Here is a 25,275-nt window from a genome sequence, read left to right on the forward strand (position 1 = left end):
ACACAAATACCATGCTACGATTTGTTCCTTTTGAATTCGTGTGCAGCTTCAATCAAGAGCTCCAACTCTTCGTGGACAATCGATTCCACAGAATGAACCCGGTAGCTTCCCACACGTTTACGTCCGTCAACGCGCAATAAGTGCTGAACACCTTCGAACTGAACTCCATCCATGAAGGAAACATCAACACCCCCTTTTATCGGGTTGAGATAGATCCAGATTTTCTTGTGATGCATGAAAAACGGCAACCCATACTTTATTCCCTCGGTGATTCCCTCTCCCGATTCAAGTATCAGAAATCTGAGGTGATGCCACAAAGGACGTTCCTCCGGCGGTTTGCGTTCGATGTATTCTTCTACAGGATTCATTTCTCAGTAAATTCGGTATACCAGGAAAAGTGATCTTCAATGACTTGGTCGCGTGTTTCACGAATATGCTCTAGTAAGGCCTGTGCAATAGGAGAGAGCTTTTTGTTTTTGAGCCAGATTAATCGCCACGTAGTAGTAATAGGTAGTCCTTTTACATTCAGAATGTGAATATCGCCAACCTCCAATTGGTTGCGAACACCGATAATTGGGAGAACCGACTGACCAAGTCCTGCGATTACCGCTTGCTTAACGGCTTCATTCGAAGTTAACTCCAGCCTCTTACGCTCCTTCACCGATCCGAAGTATTGATCCATTGCCGCCCGAGTTGCCGAGCCCTCCTCTCGGTAAATAAGAGGAGCAGACTTATCGCGTTTGGGCGAACCCGACATCAAATAAAGTCGGTTTTCAATGATCGGCTCTTCCTCTACGTCCGTATCCTCTGGAATGACTGATACAAATGCGAAATCAATCTCATTACTCCGCAAGCTCTGCATCACCTTGGTTTTGTTTGTCACATCAAGTTTCAAATCTATACCCGGATGGTCGTGAATGAAGCCTGATAGAAAAAAGGGAATCACATACTTTCCAGTAGAAGCCGATGAAATACTCAGCTTTCCAGATTGCAGCCCTTTGTAGGCTTGAGTTCTATACTTAATCCCTTCAGCTTCTCGTAATACGTTTTCGGCCAGTTCGGCAATGGAGAATCCAAAATCCGTTATGTGCAACTTTCTGCCTATCACTTCCGTGAGGGGTAAATCAAACTGATTCTGAAAGTTTTTCAACTGAATCGAGAGCGCGGGTTGAGTCATGTGCATGCTCTCCGCAGCCTTGGTAACACTCTCGTGCTTAACTACTTCTAGGAAGATCTGAAGCTGGTGCAGCGTGTAATTCATAAGAAAGGTTAATGAATAGCATCATAAATATATATAAAAATATATGAAATAGATGTGGGAGTTTTGCACTGTAAAACAAAATTCAACTGGTATGAAATCGATAACCCTGATTGACAGCACCTACGAACCAAAGGAAGCTAAAGAAGTTCTCCTTTCATTGATTCGTGACAAGATTGAATTCCTGAACCGCAAGATTCTAAGAAAAGCAGAATGTGAAGGTTTGGAATGCACGCATTCGAAGCAAAGAGTAGCTGAGCTTACCAAAGAACTTGAAGAGCTAAGAGGCATGTTCAACGTCATCGAAAGCGAGAATGTGACTTGCGAGCTCAAGAGCGATGTTCGCCTTACCATTCGCAACTCAGAGGGAGTGGAAGTTGAACTCGAAACCCAGCTATGAGTTTAGATCTACTCTTCGACAACCTTACCAATCCGGCCCTACTCTTTTTCTTTCTTGGTCTAATCGCCGTTCAACTTAAAAGCGATTTGGCCATCCCGGAGACCTCCTCAAAGTTCATCTCCATGTACCTCTTGTTCAGCATTGGGTTCAAAGGTGGACAAGAGTTGTCTCACAGTGAAGTTGGGCCCGAAGCCATTGCGATTATTGCCTTAGGTATTGGGTCTGCCATTCTTATTCCGACCTACACCTTTTTCTTGCTCCGCAAGTTCTTGAACATCTATGATTCATCTGCACTTGCCGCAGCATATGGATCCGTGAGTGCCGTAACCTTCATTACGACCGTTTCATTTCTCGAGATGGAAGGAATGGAGTTTGGCGGACACATGGTTGCCACTATGGCTATGATGGAAGCACCTTCCATCGTCATGGGTATGTTGTTCTTGTCCATTTTTGCGAAAGGCGGACAATCCATGAGCATGAAGAAGGTCGTTCATCACTCACTGACCAATGGAAGTGTTCTTCTGATTCTCGGTAGTTTGATCATCGGATATGTGGCTAGCGATTCTCAAGCCGAAGGTATTGCACCTTTCACCACGGATATTTTTAAAGGATTCCTTGCCGTGTTCTTGTTGGACATGGGAATTGTTTCCGGAAAGAATTTATCCTCATGCTGGAAAAACGGGCCTTTCCCAATCGCCTTCGGAATTTTGGTTCCAATGGTGAACGGTATAGCCGCAGCATTGCTGTCTGGGGTGTTTACTGATAATGTGGGAGACAGACTCCTCATAAGTGTCTTAGCGGCGAGTGCCTCCTACATTGCTGTACCAGCCGCAATGAAGTTGGCCAACCCAAAGGCAAGTCCGGGATTGTACATTCCAATGGCATTGGCAATTACATTCCCTTTTAATATCACCATAGGTATACCGCTATACCTATTCTTTATTCAGTTGTAGGCTGGCAGGCGAGAGTGTAGACCGTCAATTTGTACCTTGCTACTCAAATTCACTCACATGAATTATCTGTACGTGTTTTTGGGAGGAGGAATTGGCTCCATGTTGCGCTACGGCATTTCGGTTTTTACCATTCGGAATGTCGAACAGAAGTGGGCCCCCTTGGCAGGTACATTCGGTGCAAACATTCTCGCCTGTATTCTGCTCGCCATTTTGGTGAAAGGCGAACAAAGCGGAGCCTTATCCCGACCCGCATTTCTACTTCTCGGCACAGGTCTCTGTGGAGGTTTTAGCACCTTTTCGACATTTAGCTTGGAGACTTTCGCGTTTTGGTCAAGAGGCGATCATGCCTGGGCTATCGCCAATGTACTTGTGAGTGTGACTTTGGGGTTTGCCGCCATGTGGCTGCTTCTGAAGTCTTGGCCTAGCGCATAAGCGTAACCGTTCCGCGCCTTTCGATGTATTCTCCTTCCGTGCTTCTAAACATGACTATCCAGGCGTAAGCGCCATCTTCACATTCTCTCCCGCCATTCTGGAAGGTTCCATCCCATGATTCTTGAGCATCTCCACTGCTAAATACAGTGTTGCCCCAACGGTCAAATATTTCAAAACGATACTGGCTATACCCCGAACTCACCGCACGGAATCTGTCGTTCACTCCATCCCCATTCGGCGTAAATGCCGTAGGTGTGTAGATTAGTGGAATAGGCGCTACACGAAACGGTACAATCTTCTCGACCACACACCCGAAGTTGTTTTCTACTTCTACACTGATTTCGTAGGTTCCAGTGTCGCCATACCGATGAAGTATTTCAGTTCGATTCGAATACGACGCTCCATCACCTGAATACACCACAAAAGTTTCATCATTGTCAACCCCATCAATGAAAATGCGCACAAATGGTTCAAAGATGTCCGTCTTCTCCGGCGTAATCCAAATGTCGATATCAGGAGAAGGGAATACAGTTATCGTATACGGGTAGAATGCAGAATCAATGCAACCTGCCGTGGTGTACATGAGAAGTGAACCCGAGTAAGTGCCTGGACTGTTATAAACGTACTGTGGATCTATGGCCGAACTCGTGTTTCCATCGCCAAAATCCCATTCATAGAACACTTGTTCCGTGGCCGTTGCGCTGTGATTGAGGTCTAGCTCGTATGGCGCACACTGACCGCCCAGCGGAGGTGTTGCTTCAAATTCGGGTCTTAAGCCAATGGATATTGGCACCCGAAGTGTATCCGTACATCCAAAGTCTTCTACGGCCAGCTCGATTACATAGGTTCCGGGAGCCGTGAACGATATCGGCGGCGGGTTTGGTGAGTTGCTCGTTTGAATATTGGCCTGCGGCGGGAACACCCAGCTGAAAACGGCATCCGGACTAAAGTTGCCATTGGCGAAGAAGTCGATGCCCTGTGCGTCAAAACACGTATTCCCATTCTGTGAAATGGTGAACTGAACCGGATATCTTATTTCAAATTGAGCAGTTGCGGTATCGGCACATGGGTAACCGCGGTTCACAATAAGCGTTACCGTGAATACACCGGTATCACTGTAAGTGTACACCGGGTTAGGCGATGTGCTTGTATCGGAATTCGTTGCAGGATCTCCAAAATCCCACCAGTACTCGGTTGCGTTAACGGCATCTTCCTCAAATTGAATGGTGCGTCCCACGCAAATCGTTCCAGGGTTGACGATTTGAAGTTCAATTCCGCTCCGAACATTACTGGAACAGTTCGTCACATTGAACTGGTAGTCCCTTCTCACCGTTGAGAGGAGTTGCCCATTCCGGAATTCCTGAACACAAACCGCGAAAACAAATTGTCCAAGTTGGGTAGGCGTACCCGTAATTTCTCCTGTTTGAGGATTTATGGTCACCTGAGGACTTGAAGGAATTGGGTTTGTGGCAGAACGGCCGGCCACAAAGGGTACCGGTTGATACGGTGGCGCGCCGGCTGGATCGGGTGCGGGGCAAGTCAAACAGTCTGAACCCGTTGGCGGCTGGTTCGTTCCACCGCCGTGCAGCGGGCTGCAAAGTTCGTAGTGGATGGAGTCGCCATCGGGTTCGTTAACCGATGAATCAATAAAAAGTGGATCATTCAAGCAGAGAACAATCGGTGGTTCTGTAGCGAATACAGGTGTGGAATTGCACTGGTCGTTGGAAGGAATGCTTACCGTGTAGGTATTACCCCAGTCGCCCGAATTTGGGATGTTGCTAATTGTGTTGTTACGGCAACAGCGTTGGTGGGTGATCGTATAGCCACCTGCTCGAGGTGGAAGGGTAACGGTGATGGTGTAATCCGTGTATTCTGTGCAAACATTTGGTGGCGATTGCAGACATGGATTATTCACCGATGTGGGAAGTTGGAAAATCGCCCCATGCGGAACGTCAAGATTTTGAACGATGTTTCCGTTTGAGTCGAAGATGGTAACCGCTGCAAGGGGGTCGAAATTAGCTCCGGATGAGTTGCAGTCTCGGTAAATTCTCAGATCGATTCTGTACCGGTCATTTCCTAAGCATTCGTACGTAATCTCACCACCAACAAGGTGTGCAGCTTCAACCACAAAGGTCGAGAGGAGCATTAAAGAGATTACTAGAAGCTTACGCATTTAATCCAAGGCTTAGGTCTTGTTTAACTAAAAAAGGTACGAACTAAACTGGACTTCGGTTGACGCTTTGCGGGAATTTCTGCTCTGATTTAGTAATCGAGCAGCATTTCTTTCCAGGGGATTATGGTCTCAATTCCATGTTTTTTCAAGTAGGCTAAATCATCTTCCGAGTCAGTTGCCAATAAGAAGAAATCTCCTCCCCATGCGCCAAGGTGCTTTGCAGCTCCCTCTAGGTCAGGCCAATTTTGGTTCATCGTTGGTCTCTCCAATATCATGCCGATTATCTCGTCATGTCGGCGTACCGCAGATTGGAAAGCATTTAGTTCTGGTGTGGTATGTAGAGTTTTGGTTAATGTGTTGATTTCGGGTACAATCTCCAGTCGTTTCGATTGGTCGATCTGGCTGTATTTAACAACTTCGGAGGCACTATTCTGTTTGTTGCCCGAGTATGCGAAGTACAGGTGTTCTGCAAAAGGAGGAACATAATCTGTATGTAGAATTTCTCGTCCGCCTTCCGTGAGTTTGTACAACGTACCTCTGTTTGCGTGAGCCACAGCTACGTCATAACCCGAACCAGAAAGACATTCATCGAAAATGGCGAAGGGGTCTACATCTAGCCATTTGGCAATCACAGCCACGAGACTACTGCTGGATCCCAAGCCCCATCCATTTGGAAAGTCCATTTCGGTAGTGACATTCCAACCTTCAAAAGGGTGTTTGCCTCTGGAATCACAGTAGGTAAGAATGCGATGAAGCGTTTCAGCTACCTCCGCGTTAGTGTGATCAATAAGACTGCCGTCGTTGTCCCAAAGTCCCTCAAACCAAACTTTGCCATTAACATCGTAACTGCGCCATTTGAGGCCAGAACCAGGGGAGGGGTTGGCCTGTAAGGATTGACCGTATTTGGTGGGAATGGCCCAAGTACGCGCGCCATCTAGCACAGCGTACTCGGCCGATATCATCAGTTTTCCAGAAGCTCGAACTTTTGTCGAAGCTCTTTCCACATTAAGAGTCTTTCTTCACGTCACTTCGTGGCACTGGGATTCCGCGCAATTCGCAGAATTTGGCAACCACCAAGTTGTGGTGTGGTACTTTGTCGGTAAAGTGAGCAACAATCGCATCGCGCTCTTCAGTCGTAGCTTCAAGCTGATTCAGAATGTTGAAGAGGTGCATCTTCATGTGACCTTTCTGAATGCCCGTGGTTACAAGCGCCCTCAATGCACCAAAGTTCTGTGCAAGTCCCGATGCAGCAACAATGCCCATCAGTGTCTCACTGTTAGGATGTCCAAGTAGCTCATGTGCCAGCTTCACCATCGGGTGAAGTTTTGTTAGGCCACCCACTGTACCCAAAGCCAACGGAATTTCAATCCAGAATCGGAAGATTCCGTCTTCCACTGTACAGTGTGTTAGACTTGTATACTGACCATTGCGAGAGGCGTAGGTGTGAGACGCTGCCTCAATCGCACGGAAGTCATTTCCAGTGGCGATGATTACGGCGTCAATACCGTTCATAATTCCCTTGTTGTGCGTAGTAGCACGGTAGGGCTCTACTTCCGCAATGCGAACTGCGCGCTTGAATTTGGTAGCAAACTCTTCCGGAGTTACGTCTTTATCGTCGTTCAGTTCTTCTACTTTACAACTCACCTCGGCACGCACTACACATTCTGGAGTGTAGTTGCTGAGGATGCACATCACCACTTGAAGGTTTTTGTCTTCTTCGCTAATGTCTCTCGACATCACGTCGGCTCGCATTACTTGTGCGAATTGCTCCAGGCAAGAGTTGATGAAATTGGCTCCCATTGAATCGCACGTTTCGAAGCGCGCCTCAATCTGGAAGTAATTCTCTAGTACATCTGTTTTATCCTTCAACTCAACACTCAAAATGCCGCCGCCACGAGCGCGCATGTTTGCAGTGAGTTCCTCTGTTTCTTCAAAAAACATTGGCTTCCATGCTTCGAACATGGTTTTCAATGTCTCTACAGAACCGTAATAGTTGAAGTGAACATGGCCAATCTTGGTTGTGCTTACGATTTCAGTTTTGAAACCTCCACGTTTCAACCAAAAACCAGCGGCTTTTGAGGCTGCGGCAACCACTGAACTCTCTTCAATTGCCATGGGCAAAGTGTAAAGCTCGTCGTTGATTAGGAAGTTGGGAGCTACTCCAAAAGGAAGGAAGTAGTTGGTAACGGTATTCTCGATGAAGTCATCGTGCAATTGCTGCTTCTTTTCATCGGTGTGCCAGTATTCTTCGAGCAGGGCTCTTGCGGCCTCTGGCTTCTCGAAGTGTTCGTTTACTAACCACTCAATCTTTCCTTCTTTGGAAAGCTTGCTAAATCCTTTGATTGGCTTTTTCATCACGTTTGTTTCAAGTTGCAAAGGTAAACGATTATGTGAGAGGATTGTTTTCGTTTGTATTCTACCTAGCCCGTTAAAGTTTCATCAAACTGCATTTGCTTTGGTGCTTGAAAACGTGTGAATTAAGAGCCGCTTTCTAGCGTTCGTGCGTTATCTTTGTCGGAACCTTGTGAACCATGGCAAACCAAATACTTTGTAAGAACTGCAAGACGTGGAATTCGACTGAAGCGGAAACCTGTTCTTCTTGCGGTTACGAGCTTCATTCGGAGCGGATTCAAAGGGAAGAAGTTTCACTACAGCGAGCCGAAACGCAAAAAGGGTGGGACGTTCCCGTTATCAAGATCAAGCCAAGCCACCCGTGGTATGTTCGACCATTCTTGTACGTGGCACGTGCCGTGCAGATTGCCGCTTTAGCCATTGGCGGAGCGCTTGCGTGGTCAGCTTTTTGGGCTTCTGCCTAAATGCACGCTCCGCGTAAAACCGACATCCAATTGTTCTCGCTTTTTGCGGGCGTCTTCTTAGTTCACCAACTTACCCAATGGTACGGTTTGCATTCCCGGATACTAGACAACTACCTAGACCCATTTCTGGCTGTGCCGGTTATGCTCGGTGCCGCAATTCTTATCATCCGCTTGATCCAGCCCAAAGCCAAACTGCATTGGATTACGGTAGCCGTTTACACCGCTGGATTAATCGTCTTTTTTGAATCTGGATGGATAGAAGACACACGACTGCACTATGACCCAATTGACGCAATTCTGTACGTCGTTGGCGCCCTGGTTTTCTACTTCACTATCAATCGGGTAGATCGTTAGTCTTTGACGAAGTTGCTGTTGAATTTTGAAACCATCTCGGAATAAGAGCGTACGTAAAGACTCAAGAAGCCATATTGCGAGATGAACGCTGGGAAGGGTGATGGGGGATGAATCCACTCTTCACCGTTCCAATCCCAAATGTTGAGGCCTTCTAGCCCAAGGTTCTTTGATCTTGAGATATCCGCCACCAAGTAAGGCATATAGGGCACATCAACGATTTCGCCCTCGGCGTTCATAATGATGCCATCCCAGTCACCACTCATGAGCTTGCCTGAGTTGTTCGCATTTATAAAGTATACCCTTCCGGCCGTGTACTCGTTGGCAAAAGCCTGACGAATAGCTAGGTTGTTTCGCTCAATTTCCGCAATGTAGGCATCAACCATTTCTGGTGTCTTTTCCTCACGCAAGAGTTCTATTCTGTCTTCTTGATAGTACAATCGAACAATCAGCGTCCCATCTCTGAGTTTCTCAACACATTCCCTTGCACCTTCTGGGTCGATTTGCGCTGACCCAAGTAGTGATGTAGCAGCTAGAAGTAGGGTGAAGAAGTATTTCATGAGGTGTCGTATTTCTATCAAACTGACGTTCAAAGGGAATAATAGGATGGGGGCTTAATGAAATATGTAACGGAAACTGGCTGTGAGTCCACCTCCCCATTCCGAATTGGAATCATCTAAGTCGAACCCAAGGTTCTGGTTTATTTCCAAACGGCATTCCCATGCATCCGCGAATCTGTATTGTACACCAACGGCAAGCGTGCTCATTCCGTAAGAAACGTCAAAATCTGAGGCTAGAACGCCAGCTCCGAGTTGAAGTCCGAGGTAAGGCTGAACCGCACCGGGTGAGTTTAACCGGCCGAAATAGCTGATTCCCAAAGCGTGGGCACCATTCGAGTACGCTTCACGATCTGGTTGATCCTCGAAATAGGAATAGGCATATTGGTATTGTCCACCGATAAAATGCTCTATTGAACCCGTCAAATTGAGCTTCCTTTGATAGCGAGCGGTAGTGGACAAGGCAAAATTGTCGAAGTAGTTGAGCTGGTAATTTGCGTAAACAAAATCCTGATTAGTCAGCGCATAGCCTACTCCTAATCCCAAAGCGGGAAGGAAAGATATCCGGTTTTCACTACCTCCTTGTACTTCCGGAAGCGCACTTGCTGTAGCGTCTATGAACAAGTCGCCCTCTTCAGCGGCAATGGGTGGCGGAGCAAAGGTGTTGTCCACCATCAATCCGCAAGATGATAGAACGCCGGCCGATAGCGCCAGCATGGCAATTCTCAGTTTCATTCCTCTGTCGATTTATTTTGATTTTCGAATATCATCAATATTCTGTTTCTATTCATCATCAACAGCTGGTTACCTCTAAACTCCATTCTGTTGCAGTTCGAAAGCATTCGTGTAAATCGGGTTCCACTTTCTCCTTCGGGCATTTCCCAGTCTCGATAAATCGTCAGTCGTTCATCAACAATAATGTAAGAGATGCTGAAGTGAAAGCCATTTTCGAGAGCACTCCATCCATGAACTCTTCCATTTCTAGTAAAGAGTATCCATGGTATTTCGTTTCCGTACTTTACTTCAACCATTTCATCTTCTTGCAACCACGATTTCAATTTCCATTGAATGCCGAGAAACTCATGTCCTTCATAAAAGGGAGTTCCCAGCTTCTCTGTGAGGTACAAATAGGGTTCATGAAGGTGATGAGCGAATACTTGTCCCGAGTCTGGTACGAATAGCCTGTGGTACTCTTCATCGGGACGCAGTACGATCTGAATGCCCGTTCGAACGTAGTTGTTAGAATGATAGAAATCAGGCATTTCTAACCCTTCGATCTTCTTCTCAACCTCCTCTTGAATTCTTTCTCCTAAATAGCGCTCGTAGTTCTCTTGAGCATCACGGGTAGGGTTTTCTAGTTTTCGCTTCACCCACCAGAGTCCGATTCTATCCAGCAAGTCCTGCTGAGCTATCACATCATCCATCATCACAAATGGATTGGTCTCATTGAAGTCCTCAAGTGTTTGAACGGATATAGGCACTTCCGGAACCCAATCCGCTGCGTTGACCACATTAAACGCCCACCCGTTTTGTGTTCTTGATTCGTAGTCGTAGGCGAAATACAGGTTGCCCGGTTTGGGCGCCGCGCTGCAATAGGTCTTGAATCTCCATCCGGCAGGTAGCATCATGGATCGCGACATATAGTTGAGTTGCGCGTTCATCAAATAGGCTATGGCGCCACCTTGACTGTGCCCCATGATGTAAAAATCTTCGATCTCCTCTTCTTGCCATAAGGCGTAAATCTTAGGTAGGATATCTTGAAGCAACATCCCGCAACCTAAGGTCCAACCCGCATGTACCGCGGCATCTGGGTGATCCGCAAGATGGTATTTAAACTCCTGCTGCTCACCATCCTTCAGCCATTTAATTTCGCCTTGCGCAGGAATCATCGCCGCGTAAAAGTTGAGCATCCAGCTCTCGGGCTTTGGGGTTGTTCCACGTATGCTGATGACCGCCGTTTTCTGAACTCGATTCACCCAGAGTTCCCACTTATTGTCGAGGCCAATGGATGGCGACGAATAGGCGAGTACGTGGTTTTGAGGAGTTTCGAATTTTGCTTTGTATGCGCTGTCACCTCCTGTTTGGGTCGAAATCAACAGCATCTCTTTATACTCGTCAGCCCTGAAGCCGGGGCCGTATTGTGCCGACATCCCCAAAGGGAAGAGGAGTAGTAGCAGAAAGTATTTCATGGTCGGTGTTTTGATTAAAGATAATGACCACAAATCAATAGAGCGGTATTTTCTATCTTTCGGGCACTTAATACTCGAATATTCTCTCATGAAGAACTTCGCATACACATTGATTCTCGGTGTTCTCTTCACCTTGGTAGCCTCAGAAGCTAAAGCTCAGCAGCTCTTGTCGCTTCATTCTGGGTATGATTTTCAATTCGACGCCGTGTACGTAGGTGTGGGTGGAGAATTCAATGAGAAGATGTTGGTTTCGGCAGACCTTGGAGTTTCTTCCGAAAAGCTATTCGTGAAAGCCAATTTCGCAACCCGCTTCCTCAATTTTAAAGAGGCTGAGGTGACTTCTTTCCTAGGTTTGGGGGGTGGACGTTCTTTCCCGCAACTCGATGGATTTTACAATGACTGGATGGCAGAGTTGTTCCTCACAGTTCGTTATTATCCGTTTTATGTTGGATACAGCTTCGGATTCTATCTCCCTGAAGATCCCAATCTAGAAGGTTACGGCAACTACCATTCATTTAGAATTGGTGTGCTTATCGGCAATTAAGCTTCCATCTCCCTCCAGTAAAATGGAAGGGTCTCTTTTCTTTCTCGGTACTCAGATTGGAGGAGTTCTAGCAACACCTCGCTATCGAGCATGGCCATATACAACGCGCCTCTTGCACGCATGAGTTTGTCCTCATCGTCTGTGCCCAATTCCAACTGATAGAGCTTTCTCAATCCGTCTTTGAATTCCTCAATCACGTCAAACTCACTAGGCATCGTGTGTTCAAAAACCGCGGAGAATGCAAAGGCTTCCAGCAAGAGGTTTCGTTCCATTTCGGTGACGGGAATTTCTGACCACCCTGCGCATACCTTCCCTCTGTAGTATCCTTCTGGAGTCAATCCTACAATGCTGAAGAATTTTACGGCGAGATTCATTACTTCTCTCGTTGAGACCGTATCTCTTTGGACCGTTCCATTCAAAATCGCATTCCACTCGCGCAACGCATCGTAGCGAAAGGTGTCTTGCTTGAATTTCGCGAAGAATTTATTCTGACGGTCAACACTGTCCATTTCCTCGAGTAGCTCGTCGTATCCCTGGCTCAAGTTTGGAATGATGTAATTGAGGGCGTGAACGTTCGAGTTTATTACATCGCATTCATATTCGACCTCCATGTCAAGCCGCGCTACACCATAACTGTAGTTTCGCTCTTCTACAGTGAACTTTTGAACCATGACATCCTCCTCAAGCTGCTTCAGTAGGTCGCAGTCTTGACCGTATGATGAGAAAGAGCCGATGACAAGCGTGAGCAACGCGAGAACTTTAAATTTCATGGTAGCTGGTTTTTGAGTGAAACGCGTTTCAGAACTTAATAGTTGGGAAATCTGAGGCTGCCTACGTAAAACTACGTAGTTGGTTGAAAATCAATTCTATAATTTTGAGTTGAGACCAATTTACCAAACCATGTATTTTTTCGATTCCCATTTTCACGTTCAAAACCTCACGCATCCCAATATTGAAAACTTCATAGACCGACTCCGGAATGAAAGTCGGATAGCTAGGCTGCTCACGGAAGAGATTTCAGAATCCTTCATCAACAACGCCATTAATATTGCGGCGTTCTCCGCCCCGCTGGTCCTACCCCTGCTCGGTGTTCTTGGTCCTGTAGCGGGACTAGTTCGACTGATAAATCGGGTATTTGATAGGGACGAAGATGCTAAACCGACCAAGGCGCACTTGTACATTATCAATCTACTTCTCCTTATGAATCGACCTATCGATGTATATCTGGAGGAAGTGAATGAAGATGTGCTCAAACTCATCCAACTTGAAGCCCTGAAAATTGGAAATCAGTCATTCGATAAAGTAGCAGTGAGTGCGCTTATTATGGACTATACCGACCGTGACTATACACAGTCGGAGGCCATTTCAAACTTTCAATATGCGAGAGTGGGAAAGCCGGTGGTGAGACAAACAGAGGACTTGCTTACGGGCATGAAGCGCTTCAATGAAAGTCAGGGTAATAATGTGAAACTCACCGTCATGCCCTTCCTCGGCATGAATCCTGAGAACTACGGTTTTGTGGATGATCAACCAAAAAAAGTTCAACTACCCATTCATTTGAACCTCAACTCACTGCCCGATGCATGGGTTACAGGCCCGGCCATGAAGTTGCTTTATACACCCAGCACCAAGTTGTTGGTTTGGACTCAAGATTCAATGTCACAAACCGAATTTGATGCTTTGACGAACGCACTGCAAACGGACGGAGTTTCAGAAGAAGTTGTGCGTAGAGCAAAGGCCTTACTTACCGACTTGCAGATGAGTGTAGGAGGGGAGAGGTCTGTGAAACAGGTTTACATTACCCAAAAATTCAACATTCCATCTTCTCTTGAGGGAAAATGCAAAGTCGAGGATGCCGAAGGAGGAGGCGTTCATTTGAATTGGACGGCCGCGGACATGACCGAGATCGATAGAAAGGCGCTTCAAAATGCTATTCCAAAACCGAACGAACACTCCGACGCCAAAGCGAGAGCTGAACGCGCGTACAACCTCGGCCGAGTGGAATTCTTGTTCAAGCAGTTGGATGCGCAGCATAATTCGGATACGCCAACACTGAATGAATTGCTCGACAAGTACTTTGGCGACGCACCTCCCTCTATACAAACTTTGGAGAGCAATCAAACCGCTTGGACAGGTAAGATGGAAGACGTTGGCAGAGGAGTCTTTTTGGGCGTGAAGCTCTATCCTCCTTTGGGCTTTGACCCATATCCGGAGGGTACGCCTGACATCAATCCTAGAAAGGCCAGGGTTCTCCATTTGTATTCATTCTGTTCACAAAGAGGCATTCCGCTTACCGTTCACACCAGTTCTGGAGGTTTTCAGTTGATGTCGAGCGAACGCCACGAACTTTACACCTCTCCAAAACGATGGCTTCCTGTCATGGAGCGCTTCCCAAATTTGAGAATCAATTTTGCGCATTGCGGCATACAGAATGCAGATATGGATAGTGACCATGATTGGAAGAAGATCCTGTTTGAGCAGATTATTTGCAAGCCAGTGAAGCCGCATGGAATGAGCGCTTCGGATTGGTCAGACTTACTCGAAAATCCCAATACAGATCCGAGTGAAATCTCATGGGCGCACCCTAATGCCTATGCCGACCTCAGCGATTTGTTGAATACCAAGGAAGCTTACAAGCAGTTCTCACGAGGAATGAGGGCGTTAGACCTAACCGATGTACAGTGGAAGCACTTGAGAAGCCGTCTGCTTTTCGGAAGTGATTTCATGATCAACCTGAGGGAATGTGCGAGTTATGTGGATTATATCAGTCAGTATACAATCAATAAGTATGATGTATGGGCAGATGTAAGTGGAGATCGCTTGAAATTCAATGATGACGATTTCCGTTTTCAAATGGCGCATACAAATCCAATGAGGTTTCATTTTGGAGGCATCTGATGATGTGAGCCGAATGGCATCCAACCGTTCGTTACATTTGTACGTTCTTTAAGTGAAACGGTTGAGGATGAAATTCAAACACTACGCTCTTTTCGTTGGGCTAATTATGGGGCTGACATCATGCGATGACGACCCAGTAGCGGCTACCGAATATTTTCAAATGTCGGAGAGAACGACCTATGACATTAGGTTGAGCGGACGTTTTGCGGATACACTGTATTTCAAGAATGACACCTTACAGCAATGGGAGTATGTCACCGGCACTGAAGTTTTGACCGGCGATTTGTACGTCTTCACCCTTGACGACGAAAACAAGTTTTCTGGATATTTCCGATGGACAAGAGCGCAGCGCTCTTATGATAGAAGAGTTATTCGACAGCTTTTTACACAATGGGATACTGCTGACAACACCGTGAATCAGTTGACCCTTCAGATAGATAGTTTTAGGCCAGTAGGAGGGAGGCTTCGTACGCACTCGATTACGCTAAAGAACGATACACTTGACCTTCTCATGAATGCGGGAAACCTGCCATTCGAAATTGAAAATCAAACGACCTCAACGCTACAGGGATTTGCAGGGTATAGCACTCGCTCAACCGTAATTGAAGGGCATCCTGATAGCACAGACTTCAGCTACTACCGCCGATTCTGGAATCTTCGCGACTTGTTAATCCAAGACTAACTCTACGAAAGCCAAACCGATAGTACGGCGGCCAAAAAGTAGAGAGAGATCAAGGTGGTTCTTTTACTCAGTGTTACTCTCATACTTCAGATAGCGGCAAATTAGGGGATTACCGCATGGGATGACGTATATAACACGTATTCTCGAAAAATAGTTCGATTACTTACACTTGTTCAGGATGTCTGGGCTAAGGTTTACCCCTTTCGCTACCGCTTGAAGGTAGTATTGACAACTCTTTTCATCTTGATTCATATCGGCGTAGAGTGTTCCTAGCATAGCGAAGACATTTCCATTCGCCGAATTCAGCTCGGCAGACTTCAGTAGGTCTTGTTCTGCTTTCGCATACTGACCTCTTTGCGCGAAGAAACTACCACGGTTGGCATATGCGGCTGCATCATTCGGATTAGATTCGATCGCCAGGTTGAATAGTCGTTCTGCTTGAACGTAATTCCCTCCTCGTGCAGCATTGATGGCCTGTTGCATGAAATCGTCGGACGTAGGATTTTGAGCGGATTGTTTCTGATTGGCGACCTGCTGAATTTGACGGGCGAGAGATACCGCCATCTCGTCGTTTGGATAGGCTTGCAACACGGCCAAGGCCTCTGAAAAGTTCTCTTTTCCGCCGAGCGCCCGAGCATAGGCCATGGCGATTTCTACATTATTCGGATACAGTTCGTGTCCCTTTTTCGCTTGATTGAAGGCTTCTTCAAGTTTGCCTCTCCTCAAATAAAAGAGCGGTGCCTTAGATAACACCACTTCACTTTCTGGTTCTCTTTCCATCGCCTTCCGTACCCAGGTCATAGCCTCTTCAGGTTGGCTAAGTTGCTCAAGAAGGACTGCGCGGTTAATCGCTCCCTCCCCAGATTCAGGAGCAATCTGCTCCATTCGGTCGAAGGCCTCAAGAGCTTCTTGATTTTCGCCAGCGGCTACAGCACCTAAGGCATACATGTTCGCGGCATTCGTGTAGTTCGGATAATGCTCCAATACGCCGCCCCAAAGTGCCATGCTCGATTCCCAATAGGAAATTTGAGATCGAGTAAGCCAACCAAAAACTAAGGCTATCGCTACCGTTGCGTATAATGGGGCTTTTGCATTTTTCGCTTTGAGAAAAGCTATTCCAGTGTGAATGGCGGGAAGCAGAAGACCAATCATCGCGATGTACGCGTAGCGGTCGGCCATGACATAATTGCCAAATGGTACTTCTAGAATTTTCAGCATTAACACGATGTTCACTGCAAACCACGCCAATCCGAAGAACCACAGTTTAGACCTTTTGAACGTCCAGTATAGCAGGCCAAGATAGACTAGCACACCCACAAGCCCGATGTAATAGATTCCGCCGATTTCACTCCCAATTTCCGAAGGGTAGGGGTGATACGGACTAAGTCCAATGGGGATAAAAGTGTGCACGATGTACATGACAAAGGCGTAACAACCAAGGATGAAGCGTTCCCCAAATTCGTAGGGGTTGTTGCCGAGATCCCAAGCTTCTGACTGAGCATTTCTTCCAAGCCAAACGAAGACTAAAGCCGCTGCTGCAAACCCGGCTTTTTCCATCCATCTCGACTTGACGAAGAGCTTACCTGTTTCAAAATAATCAAGTATGAAATAGACCGGCAAAAGCAGAATGCCTTGTCCCTTTGCTAAGCAGGATAGCAAAAAGAATACGGCTGTGTACCCCAATCGTTTCACATCCGAATCACGGAGATATTTTATGTATTGAATGGCGCTAAGCAGGAAGAATAGAGTGTAGAGAACGTTTTTTCTTTCTGTCATCCATGCATAGCTCTCTACGGCTACAGGGTGCACCGCCCACAAAAGTGCAACGGCAAATGCGGTGAGTTCATCTTTTAAAAGAAGTCGAACCAACCAAAAAAGCAGGAGTGCGTTCCCGGTGTGTAGGAGTATGTTGACCAAGTGATGGGCATAGATAGAATCGGACCCAATGGATTCATCAAACCTTAGGCTGAGTAGAGTGAGAGGGTGATAGTGGCCGTCGAAGTAAGCCGTGAACATTCCCTCTTCGGGGCGTTCGTCGGCAAACTCCAAGTATGGATTCGCGGTGATGTAACGCTCGTCATCATAGTTCAGCAATTCTCCGTTAACAGCGGGAAAGGTAACCGCCAAGGTGGCGAGAATGAGGGCGAATATCCAGGTAGTACTTGATTTCAATTTGGTCAGATTTAGTCCTGTTCTTCGGAGAACGCATCGGAAGTTACGCGATATCCATACACTTCAAACGGGCCTTCTCCTTTGCGCAAAAGTTGAATGAGCACCACGGCAGTATGATTCTCATACGTGTTCAGATATTCGTAATCGTAAAGCGAGGGTTCACTTCCGCCTTCCACAACTTTCGTCTGCCAGTCGATCAATTGAGCGTCTTCCAGCTCGCCAAGTGCCACACGATGGTGTCGAAACTTGCCCTCCAATTGTTCAACCGTAAATTCATCAAACACAAGGTCTGCAAACATAGCCGTTGCAGAATCCCATTCGCCATCATTGATGTGAAGCAATAGCTCTTGTGCCACGGGAGCGCCCGCATCCCTATCCTTAATCCTATTCAAATAGGTCTTTGACTCCGTACACGAAACGAACGTGAGCAAGGCAATGAGTGAAAGAAGGTATTTGTGCATGTGGTGGGGTGTTTGGGAGGGGAAGATAAAGGAAAGGGCAGCAAGCTGCAAGGTGCTGTGCACAAGACAGCGAAGCTGTAAGATGCTTTGCATAAGTCAGCCATTCGGCTGAAAGGCACTTTGTGCAAGACAGCAGGGCTGTAAGGATCTTGCCTGCGGCAGATCAAGGCACTTCGTGCAAGACAGCGGAGCTGTAAGGATCTTGCCTGCGGCAGATCAAGGCACTTCGTGCAAGACAGCGGAGCTGTAAGGATCTTGCCTGCGGCAGATCAAGGCACTTCGTGCAAGACAGCGGAGCTGTAAGATGCTTTGCATAAGTCAGCCATTCGGCTGAAAGGCACTTCGTGCAAGACAGCAGGGCTGTAAGATGCTTCGCATAAGTCGGCCATCGGGCTTAAAGACAGCCAAGCCATAAAGCTTTTGCCTGCGGTAGAACATACGCACAGCGTCTAACGAATGAAATGAGTCTTGCAGCTCTGCTGCCTTGCGACCGCAGGGCGCCCTTCCGACGATAGGAGGACTTACGCGCAGCGTCTTACGAATGAAATGAGTCTTGCAGCTTTGGTGCCTTGCGACCGCAGGGCGCCTTTCCGACGATAGGAGGACTTACGCGCAGCGTTTTACGATTGAAATGAGTCTTGCAGCTCTGCTGCCTTGCGACCGCAGGGCGCCTTTCCGACGATAGGAGGACTTACGCGCAGCGCCTTACGAATGAAATGAGTCTTGCAGCTGTGCTGCCTTGCAACCGAAGGGCGCCTTTCCGACGACAGGAGGACTTGCGCATAGCGCCTTACGAATGAAATGAGTCTTGCAGCTTTGCTGCCTTGCAACCGAAGGGCGCCTTTCCGACGATAGGAGGACTTACGCGTAGCGTTTTACGAATGAAATGAGTCTTACAGCTTTGCTGCCTTGCGACCGCAGGGCGCCTTTCCGACTATAGGAGGACTTACGCGCAGCGTTTTACGAATGAAATGAGTCTTACAGCTTTGGTGCCTTGCGACCGCAGGGCGCCTTTCCGACTATAGGAGGACTTACGCGCAGCGTTTTACGAATGAAATGAGTCTTGCAGCTTTGCTGCCTTGCGACCGCAGGGCGCCTTTCCGACGATAGGAGGACTTACGCACAGCGTCTTACGAATGAAATGAGTCTTGCAGCTCTGCTGCCATGCGACCGCAGGACGCCTTTCCGCCAATAGGCGGACTTATTCGCCGCCAGGCGAATCAATACTCCTCCCACCACCTCTCCGTCGGAATATCCTTTATAGAAAACAGTTCACCTATTGCCGGTGTGCCAACGATTAATGATAGTGGGTCCGAATGCTCGATGATTTCCTCCATGGGTTGGAACCAAGTGTGGGCATAACTGAGTTTGAAGCCTGCCCAGTGAACAGGTATTGCCGTTGTGGTGCCTACGTCCATTGCAGCTTGCACGGACTCTTCGGGGAACATGTGAATCAAGTGCCAGTCGGGTGAATATTGTCCGCATTCCATAAACGAGAGGTTGAAGGGACCGAGCTTCTCACCAATTTTTTTGAAGTGCTTCCCATAACCGCCATCACCGCTGAACCACACTTTGAATTTTGGCCCAACAAACGCCCAGCCGCCCCAAAGCGACTTTGCACGGTCTTTTAACCCTCGTCCAGAAAAATGTCGGGTAGGCGTAAATGTGATTTGTATTCCGTTGAAAGTGGTAAAATCCCACCAGTCAAATTCGGTGATGTTCTCCTCCGCAATTCCCCAGCGCAGCAAGTGACGCTTAACACCAAGCGCCACGTAAAAGGCCTTGACCTTCCCCCTTAGTTTCAGAATGCTAGCCATGTCGAGGTGGTCGTAATGATCGTGAGTAATCAGCACCAAATCAATGTCTGGAAAATCATCGATGAGGTCTAATGTGTTCTTGGAGAACCGCTTAACCCCTCCTGGAGCTATAGGAGCTGCATTCGGGCCAAGCATAGGGTCAATCATCATCGTTTTTCCTCGCCACCGCATCAACAAAACCGAATGTCCGTACCATATGAATTTCGGATCGTCAGAATCCGACAGGAATTCGGCTTTGTCAAAGGGGATAACAGAAATGGGCTTTTCTGGAGCAGAAGGCTTAGAGCCCTTTATTTGCTTGGCTATCATGCCCGGCAATTGCGACATGCTAATCGACATCGTCGTAGGCTCCAAATTTCTAAACGCGCCATTTTTCCAGTTAGGCGAAGCCTCATACCGGGCTAGCTCTTCTGCTGATATTTTTCCTCCGAATTGTTTTGTCATGGTGAGGTGGGGGTGTGGGAAGGAAAGGTAAGACAAAATGCAGCGAAGCTGCAAGGTGCTTCGCACAAGTCAGCTTACAGCTGAAAGGCACTTTGTGCAAGACAGCGGGGCTGTAAGGATCTTGCCTGCGGCAGATCAAGGCACTTCGTGCAAGACAGCAGAGCTGTAAGATGCTTCGCATAAGTCGGCCATCGGGCTGGAAGATAGCTGAACTGTAAAGCTCTTACCTACTGATGGCACTTGTGCGCAGCGCCTTACGAATGAAATGAGTCTTGCAGCTGTGCTGCCTTGCAACCGCAGGGCGCCTTTCCGACGATAGGAGGACTTACGCACAGCGTCTTACGAATGAAATGAGTCTTGCAGCTTTGCTGCCTTGCAACCGCAGGGCGCACTTCCGCCGACGTTAGGAGGCGGCTCCCCCCTTCACCACCCCCCTAAACCTCTCCAAATTCTCCTTCCTAACACTCGCATACCCCAAGCGTATAAAGTAAATCACCAAGCCCATCAATAATGCGATGCCCAAAGCCTTTGCTGGCCAGTCGAAGTTTTTTGGAATGAGCAAGATGATTAAGAGGTAAAGTGCTGTCACAAAACCAGTTGCATAGCGCGCTATGCTTGGGTATTCAGATACTAAGTAGATGATAGTTCCATTCTCGGAGGCAGTATATGATCCTCTCAAAATAGGTGTGCTAAAGTCACCAGTCCTTTGCTGACCAATGTGGAAGGTGTCATTTCCCACCTGGCCAATGAAGTATTTCGGCTCCGTGTAATCCAAGCTCCCAAAAGGAGCCGAACGATTCAAGTCGGTGACTTTCAGGAGCTCTTCTTCAACCTCCCATGGCCTTAATGGAGATTGAATCACATAGCGCTTAGTGAACCATGAATTCCAATGATCGAGAATTGAGCGCTTGGGTAGGCTGAATTCTCCTGATATCGGCTTCCTTTTCTCTAGTCTTGGTCTTTCCTCCTTTTTTCGACTTCGGCCGTAGTCGTCTTTTGCCGCTCGTTCGGCCTTCGTCTTTGCTCTAGCGTCTTTTTGATATGCCATGAAGGAGGTAGGTTATACGTTTTGTTGCTCTTTCTTGATGGTCCCGTCAACGAGTCCCACAAATTTGTCTCGCTCTTTTTCAAGGTTGAATTTCCCAACTGCCGTGATGACAATGAGCGATACCGGGAACAATACAAAGGCGAAGAATGCAGAGTCGGTAAAGACACTTTTTCCGAAGATGAAGAACACTGCTACTATGATAATTGCACCAAACTGAAGAAGCAAGCCACTCTCATACTCATGAACGACTTTAATCAGAGTTCCCCCTTCATTTTGTGCATAGCTGCCCTTTGTAGTAGGCTCAATTTCATTGGATTTTCGACCTTTCTTGATGAAGTTAAACGTCGACTCATCCACTTCTCCCACATAGGTTTTATTCACCTTTCCAGAAGCACTCATCTTAAACCATTTCGCTTCTCTTTTCTCACCTAGAATGGATGAAATTCGATCATGGACTTCAGCTGGTGATAGCTGGGTTTCAATTTGATATTGAATTCGAATGTAATCCTTCCAACCGCCAGAGAAGAACCGCTCTAGAAAGGATGGAGTCCGCACTCGCTCTTCCTCGGCACGGCGAGCCCGTTCCTTCAATTGCTCGAGCTCTCGCTTCCGCTTTTGGGCAGTCTCATCTTCATGTTGAACCGGACCGTCCTTCTCCCATGATTTCTCGCGGTTGTTGCTAAAAATCGGACCATCTTTTTTCCGACTTCTGGCTCTGGGGTCTTTCTGATAGGGCATAGTTGAGGAGCGAAACTTTAGAATTGAAAGATACTTCGAGTTTCACAAACTTACCGATAATCGAAATTCACCCCAGCCAATCAAATTCGAGTAACGAACTTGGTACCCCGTAACCACCCAGAGGTAGCTCAGTTGAGTCCGACCATAACTCAGGCTAATGCCCAATCTCGATATGGCATTGAATCGGGTAATCTGGGCTGGGTCCAAGGTGTAAACACTTTCTTCAAAGGGAATCAAACTCCCTTGAGTGGTGCCATCGTAGAAGATGGTCGATACGCCAATGTCAGCAACGAGATAGGCTTGCCAAGGCCGATTCAAGAAAACAGTTCTGTCTCCATTCGAAGCTTTAACTTCTTGATTTCGAGGTTGATTCCGGTTCTGTAATCCTCCGAAGTTTGCATACGAACTATTGAACCAGCCAATCTTGTTTTGCAAACCTACAGCGACGAAGTTTCGCATTGTTCCCACTTGTAAAGTGGCGAAGGTGCTGCTCTCCAAATAGCTGATGTTTTTGGTGATGATATCTTGTACCGATATGCGGTAGTCGAGCAAGAGGCCATTGCCAATTTGATTATCCCAACCCTCTACAATCCAATTGTTGGTGTTTGAGTGAAGCCAGTTTTGAGTCTGTTTGGCGCCCGCGGCTGGACCTTGAATTCCGACCTGCAATTCGCTTGTCCATCTTCTGCCCTTGTTCCAATCCGTAGAGTATGCACTAAACGTCAGGTAGAGCAATCCACAATACGGTCGATCCGTGGTATCAACCTCTGTGTTTCTGATGTCTTCTGGAGTGTACATATCTTGAGAAATACTCCATGCATATTCTCGCACTCCCGACTTCATGGGAATGGCAAGCCAACGCGTTCCAAGGTTTCTAAACGCTTGATCGCCCACACGCAGCGACAATCCATTTGTAAATTCCTTGTCGGCCTTTAGCGCAATTTGATAGAGGTCATTCTCCGAAGAAAACTCCACGAAAGACGCTTGACGAAAGGACGTGTCCACCATTTGTCCACTGCCAAATAGCGGGAGAAGAAGCAAAACGGCCAGTATTTTACAGAATCGAATCATCCTTTCAGTTTGGAGAAAGGAAGGTATTAATTCGAGGTTACTCTTTTGGGTAAACCGTCTCCAAGAAATCAAGCTTGTCCTGGTCGTAGTCCGGATGTACGTTGCCCTCAATCGTCATATTGTGGTCCGTTCCGTCATAAGTGACAATCGTAAAGAGGTCAGATTCAGGAATCAATTCTACCGAAACTACAGGGTCTACAAGCAAATCGAGCTCGCCATATTGAAAGAAGATTGGGCAATTGACGCGCTTGATTTCTTCCTCAACACTGAAATGAATGTCGGCACGCATGGGTCTACTCGGGAGACGAGTGGATGCGGATGGCAAATAGATATGGTGGGTAAGAATATCTTCCACTGCTCTAATGGAATCAACGGTTGCCTGCTGAATCTCTCCACGAGCGGCCTGTTCGTAATACATGCGCCAAACGCGAACGACTCGATTCCGTATTTCAGACTCATATCCACGATACCAATACAATTTGTCGATGGCGTAGAGCTGGTTTTCCATATAGGACTCAATCGGTCCCGAAACAGACATGGCGAAGCTCACTTTTTCTGGAGCTATGGCTGCTAGGTAGACGGCCATTCGTCCACCTTCTGACATTCCGTGTACGCCTACCTTGGATTCATCGACTTGCGGAAGAGCGCGCATGTAGTCGAGTAGGCAGATGTATTCTTCTCCTTTTTGCACAAAGGTTTGTGTTCGGAAGTTTGAGGATCCAACAGATCGTCCAACTCCCGCTTTGTCGCAAATGAGCGAAACATAACCGTGTTCTGCGAAATACCTGGGTTCCCAAGTGTAGTTATCGAGCCCAACATGACCTCCACCTTGCAAGCATAAAATGGCGGGAAAAGTTTGGCTTTCATCGGCAATAGGTGAAACGAGAATGCCGAAAATGGAATCGGTTGGGGTGGCAATGAATACGGAATCATACCGTACCTCATAGAGCTTTTCTTGACTAAAAGAGCTGACGCTCAGTAAGGTGAGCAAGGTGAGTAGGCGTAGTTTCATGTGTTTGTGTTTAGCATGAAACTAGCAAAAATTGGTCCGAAACTCGACGCGAATAGACATCCTGTAAAGTTCCACAGCTACTACGAGAAGACTTGTATAAGGGTGACGGCAAATTGGCAAAATCTATTCTGCGCGTTCCAATGTGAGGGTGCGTTGGTTCGGATAATCGAGCGGAACACTCATCGGTAATGGAGTTCTGACACTCGGCGAGAAGGGCGCCGCGTACGTCGATTATTACAGATACTCTAACTCAATGACCAGACGTATGAAAATCTTGAAATTACCACTATTGGCATGCCTTTTTGCTATTGGCTTCACGGCGTGCGAGAGCGATCCACTGGGTGGCGACAACAACCCAGATCCAACGCCTACGGCGACGTATACTTCCATAAATGAACTATTGGAAGACATGGCTCCGCCGGTTCAAACTTTTGGATTTGACGCAGACGATGGCGGTGTGTTCACCACGCCCAGGGGTTCGCAAATCACCATTCCCAGTTCGGCCTTTGTCGGGCTTAACGGGCAACCCATTTCTGGAAATGTTCAGCTTGAATTCCAGGAAATCTTTACACGAACGGATATGATGACCACTGGAGTGACCACCGTCTCCAACAATGCCCTCCTCAATTCTGGCGGTGCATATACTATTGATGTCACTCAGAACGGACAAAGTCTGGCTGTAGCTCCTAACGCTTCGATTGAAGTTCGAATTCCGGAACAAGCGGTGGATCCGGGCATGCAGATTTTTGTGGGTCAGAACTTGGGAACGGGCTCAAACAACACATGGCAGTTGCCGGATTCGGCCACAACCTTCAACTTCCTTCGTGACAATGGATTCTATCAGATTACGTCTCAGTATTTGGGGTGGGTGAATTGCGATGCATTCTATCAGGCTGGAATCTTGGATCCGATCCATTTTGATCTATTGGGCGTTCAAGGATTGGATTACACCAACACCATCATCTTCGGATATGCCCATGGAATCAATAACCTTTTCAATCCGTGGAAGCTCGCGAACGCCTCGTTCGTAAATAGCCAGATGCGCAATTATAGATTGCCGAATGTGAATCAGACCATTATTGTTTTGACCTTGAAACAAGGGCAATTCTATTATGGGACGCTCAATATAAATCCTCCGGTTGCAGGCACAACATATGCGATTCAGATGAATGCTGTAACGCAGGCGGATATCCAGAACTTCTTAGCCAATCTTTAGTATTCAGGCTTAGTTAGGTGGTGACGGGGAGAAGTGATTCTCC

The 25,275-nt window shown here is 47.3% G+C and carries 25 protein-coding genes; 9 read left to right on the top strand and 16 right to left on the bottom strand.

What is annotated here, in order from left to right; genetic code table 11:
* Nucleotides 1–14: 14 nt before the first annotated feature.
* Nucleotides 15–368 (bottom strand): DUF1801 domain-containing protein, encoded by a 354-nt coding sequence (locus F8C67_RS07230; protein ID WP_151667161.1) that lies wholly within the window; start codon nt 366–368, stop codon nt 15–17.
* Nucleotides 365–1,261 (bottom strand): LysR family transcriptional regulator, encoded by an 897-nt coding sequence (locus tag F8C67_RS07235; protein ID WP_151667162.1) that lies wholly within the window; start codon nt 1,259–1,261, stop codon nt 365–367. The genes F8C67_RS07230 and F8C67_RS07235 overlap by 4 nt, the downstream gene beginning before the upstream one ends.
* A gap of 91 nt (nt 1,262–1,352) precedes the next feature.
* Here F8C67_RS07235 and F8C67_RS07240 point away from each other — a divergent pair, with 91 nt between their 5' ends.
* From F8C67_RS07240 to crcB, 3 genes are read left to right on the top strand one after another with little or no spacing between them, the layout of a single operon-like run.
* Nucleotides 1,353–1,658: a hypothetical protein gene (locus tag F8C67_RS07240; protein WP_151667163.1), complete on the top strand. Its 306-nt coding sequence runs from the start codon at nt 1,353–1,355 to the stop codon at nt 1,656–1,658.
* The gene (locus F8C67_RS07245) at nt 1,655–2,611 is read left to right on the top strand and encodes a sodium-dependent bicarbonate transport family permease (RefSeq protein WP_151667164.1); all 957 of its coding nucleotides are present in this window, start codon (nt 1,655–1,657) and stop codon (nt 2,609–2,611) included. Before F8C67_RS07240 ends, F8C67_RS07245 begins: the two co-directional genes overlap by 4 nt.
* A gap of 57 nt (nt 2,612–2,668) precedes the next feature.
* Nucleotides 2,669–3,043 carry a fluoride efflux transporter CrcB gene (gene crcB, locus F8C67_RS07250; RefSeq protein WP_151667165.1) on the top strand — a complete coding sequence of 125 codons (375 nt, stop codon included), beginning with the start codon at nt 2,669–2,671 and terminating at the stop codon, nt 3,041–3,043.
* Here crcB and F8C67_RS07255 read toward each other — a convergent pair.
* The 3 genes from F8C67_RS07255 to F8C67_RS07265 form a co-directional block, all read right to left on the bottom strand.
* Nucleotides 3,033–5,216 (bottom strand): PKD domain-containing protein, encoded by a 2,184-nt coding sequence (locus tag F8C67_RS07255; protein WP_151667166.1) that lies wholly within the window; start codon nt 5,214–5,216, stop codon nt 3,033–3,035. The genes crcB and F8C67_RS07255 overlap by 11 nt on opposite strands.
* A gap of 89 nt (nt 5,217–5,305) precedes the next feature.
* Complete coding sequence (locus tag F8C67_RS07260; RefSeq protein WP_151667167.1) at nt 5,306–6,220, bottom strand: GYDIA family GHMP kinase; 915 nt, start codon at nt 6,218–6,220, stop codon at nt 5,306–5,308.
* Nucleotide 6,221: 1 nt separating this feature from the next.
* A complete protein-coding gene (locus F8C67_RS07265) occupies nt 6,222–7,571 on the bottom strand; it encodes a hydroxymethylglutaryl-CoA reductase, degradative (protein WP_189660809.1) in 1,350 nt (449 codons plus the stop codon).
* Nucleotides 7,572–7,747: 176 nt separating this feature from the next.
* On the opposite strand from F8C67_RS07265, the gene F8C67_RS07270 reads away from it, so the two are divergent.
* Nucleotides 7,748–8,032: a hypothetical protein gene (locus tag F8C67_RS07270; RefSeq protein WP_151667169.1), complete on the top strand. Its 285-nt coding sequence runs from the start codon at nt 7,748–7,750 to the stop codon at nt 8,030–8,032.
* Nucleotides 8,033–8,386: a hypothetical protein gene (locus F8C67_RS07275; protein ID WP_151667170.1), complete on the top strand. Its 354-nt coding sequence runs from the start codon at nt 8,033–8,035 to the stop codon at nt 8,384–8,386.
* Here the strand turns inward: F8C67_RS07275 and F8C67_RS07280 are convergent.
* The 3 genes from F8C67_RS07280 to F8C67_RS07290 are packed head-to-tail and all read right to left on the bottom strand — an operon-like array spanning nt 8,383 to nt 11,129.
* A complete protein-coding gene (locus F8C67_RS07280) occupies nt 8,383–8,943 on the bottom strand; it encodes a hypothetical protein (protein WP_151667171.1) in 561 nt (186 codons plus the stop codon). The genes F8C67_RS07275 and F8C67_RS07280 overlap by 4 nt on opposite strands.
* A 54-nt stretch (nt 8,944–8,997) precedes the next feature.
* On the bottom strand, nt 8,998–9,675 hold the full coding sequence (locus F8C67_RS07285) for a hypothetical protein (protein ID WP_151667172.1): 678 nt from the start codon (nt 9,673–9,675) through the stop codon (nt 8,998–9,000).
* Nucleotides 9,672–11,129, bottom strand: coding sequence for a lipase family protein (locus tag F8C67_RS07290; protein ID WP_151667173.1), 1,458 nt, complete (start codon nt 11,127–11,129; stop codon nt 9,672–9,674). Before F8C67_RS07290 ends, F8C67_RS07285 begins: the two co-directional genes overlap by 4 nt.
* 88 nt (nt 11,130–11,217) lie before the next feature.
* On the opposite strand from F8C67_RS07290, the gene F8C67_RS07295 reads away from it, so the two are divergent.
* A complete protein-coding gene (locus F8C67_RS07295) occupies nt 11,218–11,673 on the top strand; it encodes a hypothetical protein (protein ID WP_151667174.1) in 456 nt (151 codons plus the stop codon).
* On the opposite strand, the gene F8C67_RS07300 is transcribed toward F8C67_RS07295, so the two are convergent.
* A complete protein-coding gene (locus F8C67_RS07300) occupies nt 11,670–12,443 on the bottom strand; it encodes a hypothetical protein (RefSeq protein ID WP_151667175.1) in 774 nt (257 codons plus the stop codon). The two genes, F8C67_RS07295 and F8C67_RS07300, sit on opposite strands and share 4 nt — an antisense overlap.
* 130 nt (nt 12,444–12,573) lie before the next feature.
* On the opposite strand from F8C67_RS07300, the gene F8C67_RS07305 reads away from it, so the two are divergent.
* Together F8C67_RS07305 and F8C67_RS07310 are read left to right on the top strand one after the other, a co-directional pair.
* Nucleotides 12,574–14,571 (top strand): amidohydrolase family protein, encoded by a 1,998-nt coding sequence (locus F8C67_RS07305; protein WP_151667176.1) that lies wholly within the window; start codon nt 12,574–12,576, stop codon nt 14,569–14,571.
* A 67-nt stretch (nt 14,572–14,638) separates the two neighbouring features.
* Nucleotides 14,639–15,253: a hypothetical protein gene (locus F8C67_RS07310; RefSeq protein ID WP_151667177.1), complete on the top strand. Its 615-nt coding sequence runs from the start codon at nt 14,639–14,641 to the stop codon at nt 15,251–15,253.
* Nucleotides 15,254–15,412: 159 nt separating this feature from the next.
* On the opposite strand, the gene F8C67_RS07315 is transcribed toward F8C67_RS07310, so the two are convergent.
* The 7 genes from F8C67_RS07315 to F8C67_RS07345 form a co-directional block, all read right to left on the bottom strand.
* On the bottom strand, nt 15,413–17,425 hold the full coding sequence (locus F8C67_RS07315; RefSeq protein ID WP_151667178.1) for a tetratricopeptide repeat protein: 2,013 nt from the start codon (nt 17,423–17,425) through the stop codon (nt 15,413–15,415).
* Nucleotides 17,426–17,436: 11 nt separating this feature from the next.
* Nucleotides 17,437–17,886 carry a hypothetical protein gene (locus F8C67_RS07320; RefSeq protein ID WP_151667179.1) on the bottom strand — a complete coding sequence of 150 codons (450 nt, stop codon included), beginning with the start codon at nt 17,884–17,886 and terminating at the stop codon, nt 17,437–17,439.
* 1,220 nt (nt 17,887–19,106) lie between these two features.
* Nucleotides 19,107–20,147: an MBL fold metallo-hydrolase gene (locus F8C67_RS07325; protein ID WP_151667180.1), complete on the bottom strand. Its 1,041-nt coding sequence runs from the start codon at nt 20,145–20,147 to the stop codon at nt 19,107–19,109.
* Nucleotides 20,148–20,550: 403 nt separating this feature from the next.
* Nucleotides 20,551–21,195 carry a hypothetical protein gene (locus F8C67_RS07330; RefSeq protein WP_151667181.1) on the bottom strand — a complete coding sequence of 215 codons (645 nt, stop codon included), beginning with the start codon at nt 21,193–21,195 and terminating at the stop codon, nt 20,551–20,553.
* A 12-nt stretch (nt 21,196–21,207) separates the two neighbouring features.
* Entirely contained in the window at nt 21,208–21,933 is a 726-nt protein-coding gene (locus F8C67_RS07335) for a hypothetical protein (RefSeq protein WP_151667182.1), read from the bottom strand.
* A gap of 42 nt (nt 21,934–21,975) precedes the next feature.
* Nucleotides 21,976–23,004 carry a lipid A deacylase LpxR family protein gene (locus F8C67_RS07340; protein ID WP_151667183.1) on the bottom strand — a complete coding sequence of 343 codons (1,029 nt, stop codon included), beginning with the start codon at nt 23,002–23,004 and terminating at the stop codon, nt 21,976–21,978.
* Between the two features lie 37 nt (nt 23,005–23,041).
* Nucleotides 23,042–24,016 (bottom strand): alpha/beta hydrolase family protein, encoded by a 975-nt coding sequence (locus F8C67_RS07345; RefSeq protein WP_151667184.1) that lies wholly within the window; start codon nt 24,014–24,016, stop codon nt 23,042–23,044.
* A 265-nt stretch (nt 24,017–24,281) separates the two neighbouring features.
* On the opposite strand from F8C67_RS07345, the gene F8C67_RS07350 reads away from it, so the two are divergent.
* A complete protein-coding gene (locus tag F8C67_RS07350; RefSeq protein ID WP_151667185.1) occupies nt 24,282–25,232 on the top strand; it encodes a hypothetical protein in 951 nt (316 codons plus the stop codon).
* The last annotated feature ends 43 nt before the right edge of the window (nt 25,233–25,275 follow it).

The organism is Phaeocystidibacter luteus, assembly GCF_008933115.1.
Lineage (GTDB): Bacteria > Bacteroidota > Bacteroidia > Flavobacteriales > Schleiferiaceae > Phaeocystidibacter > Phaeocystidibacter luteus.